General features: G+C 71.9%; 10 protein-coding genes. 4 read left to right on the forward strand and 6 right to left on the reverse strand.

Annotation, left to right across the window (positions count from 1 at the left end; genetic code table 11):
* Nucleotides 1-63: 63 nt before the first annotated feature.
* Nucleotides 64-1,410: an MFS transporter gene (locus tag D8M35_RS14115; RefSeq protein ID WP_238638246.1), complete on the reverse strand. Its 1,347-nt coding sequence runs from the start codon at nucleotides 1,408-1,410 to the stop codon at nucleotides 64-66.
* Nucleotides 1,407-1,826: a MarR family winged helix-turn-helix transcriptional regulator gene (locus tag D8M35_RS14120; protein WP_126892420.1), complete on the reverse strand. Its 420-nt coding sequence runs from the start codon at nucleotides 1,824-1,826 to the stop codon at nucleotides 1,407-1,409. The genes D8M35_RS14115 and D8M35_RS14120 overlap by 4 nt, the downstream gene beginning before the upstream one ends.
* Nucleotides 1,827-1,943: 117 nt before the next feature.
* Here D8M35_RS14120 and D8M35_RS14125 point away from each other — a divergent pair, with 117 nt between their 5' ends.
* Nucleotides 1,944-2,696, forward strand: a complete 753-nt coding sequence (locus D8M35_RS14125; RefSeq protein WP_126892421.1) for an SDR family NAD(P)-dependent oxidoreductase — start codon at nucleotides 1,944-1,946, stop codon at nucleotides 2,694-2,696.
* 238 nt (nucleotides 2,697-2,934) lie between these two features.
* Here D8M35_RS14125 and D8M35_RS14130 read toward each other — a convergent pair whose 3' ends face one another.
* From D8M35_RS14130 to D8M35_RS14140, 3 genes are read right to left on the reverse strand one after another with little or no spacing between them, the layout of a single operon-like run.
* On the reverse strand, nucleotides 2,935-3,876 hold the full coding sequence (locus D8M35_RS14130) for an acetamidase/formamidase family protein (RefSeq protein WP_126892422.1): 942 nt from the start codon (nucleotides 3,874-3,876) through the stop codon (nucleotides 2,935-2,937).
* Nucleotides 3,877-3,902: 26 nt separating this feature from the next.
* Nucleotides 3,903-4,172 (reverse strand): hypothetical protein, encoded by a 270-nt coding sequence (locus D8M35_RS14135; RefSeq protein ID WP_126892423.1) that lies wholly within the window; start codon nucleotides 4,170-4,172, stop codon nucleotides 3,903-3,905.
* 10 nt (nucleotides 4,173-4,182) lie between these two features.
* Nucleotides 4,183-5,319 (reverse strand): inorganic phosphate transporter, encoded by a 1,137-nt coding sequence (locus D8M35_RS14140; RefSeq protein ID WP_126892424.1) that lies wholly within the window; start codon nucleotides 5,317-5,319, stop codon nucleotides 4,183-4,185.
* 98 nt (nucleotides 5,320-5,417) lie between these two features.
* Between D8M35_RS14140 and D8M35_RS14145 the strand changes: the two genes are divergently transcribed.
* The 3 genes from D8M35_RS14145 (at nucleotide 5,418) to D8M35_RS14155 (ending at nucleotide 7,821) form a co-directional block, all read left to right on the forward strand.
* Nucleotides 5,418-6,287, forward strand: a complete 870-nt coding sequence (locus D8M35_RS14145; RefSeq protein ID WP_126892425.1) for an alpha/beta hydrolase — start codon at nucleotides 5,418-5,420, stop codon at nucleotides 6,285-6,287.
* Nucleotides 6,288-6,369: 82 nt separating this feature from the next.
* Nucleotides 6,370-7,419: a biotin/lipoate A/B protein ligase family protein gene (locus D8M35_RS14150; RefSeq protein WP_126892426.1), complete on the forward strand. Its 1,050-nt coding sequence runs from the start codon at nucleotides 6,370-6,372 to the stop codon at nucleotides 7,417-7,419.
* Nucleotides 7,420-7,491: 72 nt separating this feature from the next.
* Complete coding sequence (locus tag D8M35_RS14155) at nucleotides 7,492-7,821, forward strand: hypothetical protein (protein WP_126892427.1); 330 nt, start codon at nucleotides 7,492-7,494, stop codon at nucleotides 7,819-7,821.
* A 26-nt stretch (nucleotides 7,822-7,847) separates the two neighbouring features.
* Here the strand turns inward: D8M35_RS14155 and D8M35_RS14160 are convergent, their stop codons facing one another.
* Entirely contained in the window at nucleotides 7,848-8,132 is a 285-nt protein-coding gene (locus D8M35_RS14160) for a GNAT family N-acetyltransferase (RefSeq protein ID WP_126892428.1), read from the reverse strand.
* Nucleotides 8,133-8,338: the final 206 nt, after the last annotated feature.

An 8,338-nucleotide genomic window follows, 5' to 3' on the forward strand; every position in this document is an offset into this window, starting at 1 on the left:
TGACCGTCCGCGGCAGACTGTCGCTCCGCAGGACCCGTCGCGCTGCACGGCGCTCGCGACCCGTCAGACCGAGCTGGACCGGTCCGCGACCGCCTCGTCGCGCTCCAGGTCGCGCCGCAGCGCCGCGCGCGACGCCCGCGTGCCGACCACCGGCACCGCGTGCGTGACCGCGAGGTGGAGTCTGGCGTCGGCGTCGTACCGCAGCCGCAGGTGCTCCCAGCGGACGAGCCAGACCAGCGCGATCGCGAGGGCGACGAACCCCGACGCGGCACCGACGACGATCGCCCAGCGCGGCCCCCACGCGTCGGCGACGGCGCCGACGATCGGGGCGCCGATCGGTGTGCCGCCCGCGAAGATCGCCATGTAGAGCGCCATCACCCGACCCCGCATCGCGGGCTTCGTCGTGGTCTGCACGAGGGCGTTGGCCGTCGTCATGAAGGTCAGGGACGCCAGGCCGACGAAGACCAGCACGACCGCGAAGGTCCAGTAGGTCGGGGCGATCGCGGCTGCCGTGCACGCCAGCCCGAAGCCCGCCGAGGCGACGACGAGGGTGCGCATCCGCGGGCGGTCCCGTCGGGCGGAGAGGAGTGCACCCGCGACCGAGCCGATCGCCATGACGGAGTTCAGCAGGCCGAACTCGCCGGCACCCTTGCCGAACTCGACCCGCGCCATCGTGGAGGTGAAGATCGGGAAGTTCACGCCGAACGTCCCCACGACGAAGATCATGCAGAGCACCACGATGATGTCCGGTCGGGTCCGCACGTAGGTGAAGCCGGCGATGATCTGCCCCTTCCCGCGCTTCGGACGCACCCGTTCGGCGAGCTGTGTCGGGTCGACGAAGCGGAGCGCCACGAGGACGGCCAGGAACGAGCCGGCGTTGATGACGAACACCCATCCGGACCCGATCGCGGCGATGAGCACGCCCGCGACCGCCGGGCCGATGAGCCGAGCCGCGTTGAACGACGCGGAGTTCAGGGCGACGGCGTTCGACACGTGCTCGCCCTGCACGACGTCGGAGACGAAGGCCTGTCGGATCGGGGTGTCGAACGCGGCGACGATGCCGAGTGCCAGGGCGAAGCCGTACAGGGACCACAGGGTCGCCGTGTCGGTGAGGACCATGATCCCCAGCCCGAGTCCGAGCGCACCCATCAACGCCTGCGTCAGCATGAGCATGCGGCGCCGGTCGAAGCGGTCTGCCGCCAGGCCCGTCAGGGGGAGCAGGAGCAGCTGCGGGCCGAACTGCAGCGCCATGGTGATGCCGACCGCGATCGCGTCGTTGTCGGACAGCTTCGTCAGGACGATCCAGTCCTGGGCGGTGCGCTGCATCCAGGTGCCGACGTTGGAGACCAGGGCCCCGGCGAACCAGATGCGGTAGTTGCGGGCGGACAGGGAGCGGAACACGGCGGTCACTGCTGGGCCAGCCTCCTCATGATCTCGGTGGCCTCGGCCAGGGTGCGGCGCTCGGTGGCGGTCAGGGCTGTGAGGCGCGGCGAGAGCCAGTCGTCGCGGCGCCGTCGGGTCTCCTCGACGAAGGTGGAGCCGGCCGGGGTCGCGGCGAGCAGGACCTTGCGGCGGTCGTCGCCGTGGTCGACCTTCGACACGAGGCCCCGGTCGACGAGCACCGCGATCGACTTCGTCATGCTCGGCGGTGTCACACCGTCCTGACGACTGAGCTCGGCGAGGGTCATGGCGCCCTCGCGGTGCAGTCGTGCGAGGGCCGAGAACTGGCCGTCGGTCATGCTCGCGTCGACCTTCTGTGCGCGGAGCGTCCGCGACAGCCGGGCCACCGCGACGCGGAGGTCGGTGGCGAGGGAGGTGTCGGGCACGACCGTTAGCCTACCTCATTAGTTCAGCGAACGAACTGGATTCGACGAGGTGTACGCTGAGTGCGCAACACGTGTTGCTTTGTGTACATCGACGGAACGTCGAGGAAGAAGGAGAACATGTCCGAGTTCGAGGGCAGGGTCGCCGTCGTCACCGGTGGCGGCAGCGGCATCGGAGCAGCGATCGCGAAGGAGCTCGCCGCCGCGGGAGCACGGGTCGTCGTCACCGACATCAAGGGCGAGGCCGCGCAGCGCGTCGTCGCCGAGATCGAGGGTGCCGGTGGCGCGGCGAGCGCGTTCGAGGCGAACTCCGCCGTCGCGGGCGACAACGAGCGGATGGTCCAGCACGCGGTCGACACCTACGGCGCGCTCCACCTCGCCGTGAACAACGCCGGCATCGGCGCCGCTCCGCAGCCGATCGGCGAGTACGACGTCGAGGCGTGGGACCGGGTCCGCGCGGTCGACCTCGACGGCGTCTTCTACGGGCTCCGGTACGAGATCCCCGCGATCCTGGCGGCCGGAGGTGGCGCGATCGTGAACATGGCGTCGGTGCTCGGCTCGGTCGGCATCGCGCAGAACGCCGCCTACGTCGCGTCGAAGCACGCCCTGGTCGGGCTGACCAAGGTCGCCGCGCTCGAGTACACGGCGCAGGGCGTCCGCACGAACGCGGTCGGCCCCGGCTTCATCGACACCCCGCTCGTCCGGTCGTCGCTCTCCGCCGAGGAGCTCGCGGCGCTCGAGGGCGAGCACGCGGCGAAGCGGCTCGGCACCGACGCCGAGGTCGCGGCGCTCGTGCTGTTCCTGCTGAGCGACAAGGCGTCGTTCATCAGCGGCAGCTACCACCTGGTCGACGGCGGGTACTCCGCGCACTGACCGGGCCCACTCGGGCGTACCGGGTCTGACCGCGCGGACCGGGTCGGAACGGGCGTACTCGACGGAAGCGGGCGTACCTGGTCGGAACTTCCGGTCAGGTACGCCCGTTCTCGCGTCGTATCGCGGGTGTCATGGGAAGGAACGGGCGGACGGGAGGCGTGACTTGCGTCCCCGACGTCGGGAACGTGGGTCGCGCCTCCCGTCAGCGCCCGCGCCCGTCAGCGCGCGGCGGCGCCCGTCAGCGCGCGGCGGGTGCGAGGACCGCGTCGTGGGGGAGCAGCGCGTGCACACCCCAGGTGCGGTTCGCGACCTGGGTCACGCGCATGCTCACCGCGACGCTCGCCATCGCCAGCGCCTGCCCGCGGGTGATGCCGTACAGCCCGGCGAGCCAGTCGACCATCCGGTCGAGCGCCGTCGTCGTCGCCGTGTTGAGGTCTGCGTCGAACCCGAACGTGATGCGGCCCGCGGGGGTGTCCGCGTGGATGCCCGCGACCGGGGCGTCGTCGAGCAGGGAGAGGGTCATCGTCGTCGTCATGCCGCACTCGACCGCGGTGCCGGAGACCTCGCCGTCGCCCTGCGCCGCGTGGCCGTCACCGACGGAGACCAGCGCGTCCGGCACGGTGACGGGCAGGTACAGCGTCGACCCGGCGACCAGCTCGCGGCAGTCGATGTTGCCCCCACCGAGCGGCCGCGGCGGGATCGTCGAGTGCTCCCCGGTGGGCTCCGGCGGGAGCCCGACCACCCCGAGGAACGGCGCCGTCCGGACACCGAGCCCGAGCTGGTTGCGCGCCACGCCCCCCTGAGCGTCGACGTCCCAGAGCAGCGGTCCGCGGGACGCCGGGTCGGCGAGCCCGAGCGCCCGGTTGACCGGGGTGTCGACCCCGCCGGACCCGGTGTAGCCCCAGTCGTCCGGCACCAGGTCGTCGAAGCGCACGGCGAGCACCTGGCCCGGCCGAGCGCCGGTCACCGCGATCGGTCCGACCAGGCAGTGCCCGCGGCGCCCGTCGAGGAGCGTCGGTGCGTCGGCCCCGGGGGAGGCCGGCCGCTCGGTGTACCCGGCGGCGCTCAGCGTCCGGACCGTAACGGTGTCACCGTCCTCGACGCGGAGCACGGGGTCGCGCTCCGCGGTGAGCACGTCGACGGCGGTGTGGAGCGACGGGTCGAGGTGGTGGGAGGTCACCGGTCGATCCTCCCAGCCGCCCCGCCTCAGTGGAACTGCGGGATCGTCAGCCAGATGCCGTACAGGACCGCCGCGGCACACACCGCGAAGCACACCACGGCACCGGCGAGGGCGGCCGGCGGCGTGTGCCCGGACCGCGGGGTCTCCTCCCGGTACTCGGTGCGCTCGCCGCCGGCGTCGACGGGCTGGCCGGTCCCGAGCAGCCGCAGGCCGAGCGTGTAGACGAGCACGATGCCGACCGCGGCGACGAAGCCGACGCCGGCGACGATGCCGATGCTGCTCAGGTCGATGTCCATCGGGGCCTCCTCAGGCCGACACCGGCTCGCCGGCCGGCTGCTCGTCGTTCACGGTGTCCTTCGTGATCGGCTTCCGCCGCGCGAGGAAGAAGAAGCCGAGGCCCCCGCCCAGGGCGAGCACCGCGACGACCACCAGGCCGGTCGTGCTCGTCGAGGCGACCAGGGTGGCGAGCGCGCCGACGACCGCGGCCGCGGGCAGCGTGATCACCCACGCGACGACGATCCGACCGACCACGGACCAGTGCACGTCGGCGAGCTTCTTGCCGAGTCCCGACCCGATCACCGACCCGCTCGTCACGTGGGTCGTGGAGAGCGCGAACCCGAGGTGCGAGGACACGAGGATGGTCGCCGCCGAGCTCGTCTCCGCCGCGAAGCCCTGCGGGGACTGCACGTCCGAGATCTTCTTGCCGACGGTGCGCATGATCCGCCAGCCACCCGTCCAGGTGCCGAGGCCGATCGCGAGGCCGCAGGCCAGGACCACCCAGAGCTGCGGTCCCGTCCCGGAGGGCTGGAGGTTCGCCGCGATGAGCGTCAGGGTGATGACGCCCATCGTCTTCTGCGCGTCGTTCGTGCCGTGGGCGAGCGAGACCAGCGACGCCGAGACCGTCTGCCCGTGCCGGAAGCCCGTCGCGGCACCGTGCGTCGTCGCGTTCCGCGTGAGCGTGTAGGCGAGGTAGGTCGCGACGAGCGCGATGACGCCGGCGATCACGGGCGAGAGCAGCGCCGGCAGCACCACCTTCGACACGACCGTGGCCCAGTCGACCGAGTCCAGGCCGGCACCGATGATCGACGCGCCGATGAGTCCGCCGAACAGCGCGTGCGTGGACGACGACGGCAGGCCGAAGTACCAGGTGGCGAGGTTCCACAGCACCGCGCCGACGAGTCCCGCGAAGATCATGGTCGGACTGATCTGGATGCCGTCCTGGCCCTCGCGGACGATGCCCTGCGAGACCGTCTTCGCGACCTCGGTGGACAGGAACGCGCCGACCACGTTGAGGACGGCGGAGATGAGCACGGCGGTCCGGGGCTGCAGGGCTCCGGTGGCGACCGAGGTGGCCATGGCGTTCGCGGTGTCGTGGAAGCCGTTCGTGAAGTCGAACACGAGGGCCACCACGATCACCAGCACGACGGTGACGAGGACGTCCATGGGCGTGACGCTAGGCCTGCTCCGAACCGCCTGCGTGAACGCCGGATGAACACGCCGCGGACCACCTGCACCGCCTGCACGTCTGCGAGGATCGACCCGTGCCGACCTTCTCCGCCGCCCGAGGGGACTCCTCGTTCACCGACGCGCACGGCGTCGAGATCGTCTACTCGACCTGGCGCGCCGGCAGGCCGAAGGGCATCGTGCAGATCGCCCACGGCGTCGGGGAGCACGGGCTCCGGTACGAGCCGCTCGCGCAGGACCTCGTCCGCGCCGGGTACACCGTGCACGCGAACGACCACCGCGGGCACGGCCGGACCGGGCTCGCGCAGTGGCACGGCGACCACGCGCAGCTCGGGCGACTCGGGCCCGGCGGCCTGCGTGCGGCGATCGCGGCCGTCGAGCAGATGAGCGTCGTCGCCCGCGAGCAGGATCCCGGGCTGCCCCTCGTGCTCCTCGGACACTCGTGGGGGTCGCTCATGGCGCAGCGGATCGTGAACACGTCGTCGGAGCGGTACGACGGGGTCGTGCTCTCCGCGACGGCCTACCGGCTGCCCGGCTGGATGAACAGCGGCGACCTGAACGCCCGGCACGCGGGCTCCGGGCCGACGAAGCACGAGTGGATCTCGCGCGACCGGGCGGTCATCGAGGCGATCACGGCCGACCCGCTCGCGGTCGAGGCCGACGTCCTGAAGCTGTTCGGCGTCGCGGACGCGCTCCGGCTGCTCGGGGTGCCGCGTCGGCGCATCCCGCACGACCTGCCGGTGCTGCTGCAGGTCGGGTCCGACGACACCCTCGGCGGTCCCCGCTCGGTGGAGCGGCTCGCCGAGGCGTACCGCCGTCGCGGCCGGCTGTCGGACGTGCAGGTGCACGTCTACGAGGGCGCGCGGCACGAGGTCTACAACGAGACGAACCGCGACGAGGTGGTCGCCGACCTGGTCGCGTGGCTCGACCGGCACGTGGGTCGCTGACGCGACAGGGACCGGACTGGAGGCGCGTGGCGGCGCCGCCCCGCGCCTCCCGTCCGACAGGTGGCGGGCGTAGGCTCGTCCTGTGCACGGTGAGTACAAGGTCCCCGGAGGCAAGCTGGTCGTCGTCGACCTCGAGGTCGTCGACGGGAGCATCCAGGAGTTCCGGCTGGCGGGTGACTTCTTCCTCGAGCCGGACGACGCGCTGCCGCTGATCGACCAGACCGTGGACGGCCTGCCCGCCACGACCGACGCGGCGGGCATCGCGGCCGCGGTCCGCTCGGCACTGCCCGAGGGTGCGGTGCTGCTCGGGTTCACGCCCGAAGCGGTCGGGATCGCCGTCCGCCGCGCGCTCTCGCGGGCGTCGACGTGGCAGGAGTACGACTGGGAGATCGTCCACGAGGGGCCGATCAGCCCGAACGAGCACCTCGCGCTCGACCAGGTCCTGACCGAGGAGGTCGGCGCCGGTCGTCGCGGTCCGACCCTGCGCATCTGGGAGTGGGACGAGCCCGCCGTCGTGATCGGATCGTTCCAGTCCCTGAAGAACGAGGTCGACCCGGCCGGTGCCGCCAAGTACGGCGTCGAGATCGTCCGCCGCATCTCCGGCGGCGGCGCGATGTTCATGGACGCCGGTGCGATCATCTCGTACTCGCTGTACGTGCCGACCGACCTCGTGCAGGGCATGACGTTCGCCGACTCGTACGCCTACCTGGACGAGTGGGTGATCGAGGCGCTGAAGTCCCTCGGCATCGAGGCCTACTACCAGCCGCTCAACGACATCTCGTCGACGAAGGGCAAGATCGGCGGCGCCGCGCAGAAGCGCCTCGGCACCGGGGCCCTGCTGCACCACGCGACGATGAGCTACGACATGGACGGCCAGAAGATGGTCGAGGTGCTCCGCATCGGGCGCGAGAAGATGAGCGACAAGGGCACCACCTCGGCCGCCAAGCGCGTCGATCCGCTGCGCTCGCAGACCGGTCTCACGCGCGCGGAGATCATCGACCGGCTGATCGGCACGTTCACGAAGCTCTACGGCGCGCGCGAGGGGCACGTGACCGAGGCCGAGCGTGCCCGCGCGCGGGAGCTCGTCGACACGAAGTTCGCGACGCGCGAGTGGCTCGAACGCGTGCCCTGATCCTCCCTCGGATCGAGAGGATCATCCGCGCGGCGGAGGTCCTGGCCGGTCGACTGACGTAGCGTCGGGACCGTGAACTGGTTGATCCTCCTGGGGGCGGTGGCCGTGGCGGCCGTCGTGATGTGGGTCGCCGATCGCGTGGGGTGGATCGACCTGTCGAACAAGGCCACGCGCAGCGGCGGATCCGGCGGTGTCGGCGCGATGATGGACGAGGTGTTCGCCCCGACCCGTCACGAGACGCAGGCCGAGTACGAGCGGCAGTCGCGCCTCCCGAAGGAGGCCCCGACGCCCGCCGACGACGACCACGACCTGCTCAGCGGGAACGTGCTCATCAAGGTGCCGTCGGTGCGCGGCGAGGGTCGCCACGACGCCCGGCCGGGAACGCTCGACCGGACCTACTGAACGGGCAGGCCCGGCCGGCGCCCGCGTCAGCGGGAGGTGAGCTCCTGGTAGTCCGGGTGCCGCTCGATCCAGGCCTTGACGTAGGTGCAGAGCGGGACGACGCGCAGGGAGCCCTCGCGGACGTCGTCGAGCGCGTGCTGGACCAGGATCGACGCGTGTCCGCCACCGCGGTGTGCGGGGTCGACCTCGGTGTGGGTGAAGCGGATCTCGTCGCCGTCGACCTCGTACGCCGCGAAGCCGATGACCTCACCGTCCTCGACCAGGGAGTACTGCTGCGCGTCGGTGTCGTTGCGGACCTCGGGTGATGCCATGGCGCCGACGCTACGCCGCAGCCCTGACCGGCGTCCGTGGCCGCCCCGAACGCGGGGGCGTGCGACGTCACGCCGGACACTACGCTCACTGGCGTGCCCGACGCGATGCCCTCCCTCCGCTTCCGTACCCCTCCGGGATGGCCGACGCCGTCCGCTGCGTGGGTGGACCAGTACGAGGGTGCCGAGCCCGCCGCCGGGTGGACCCC

This window comes from Curtobacterium sp. HSID17257, assembly GCF_003989515.1.
Lineage (GTDB): Bacteria > Actinomycetota > Actinomycetes > Actinomycetales > Microbacteriaceae > Curtobacterium.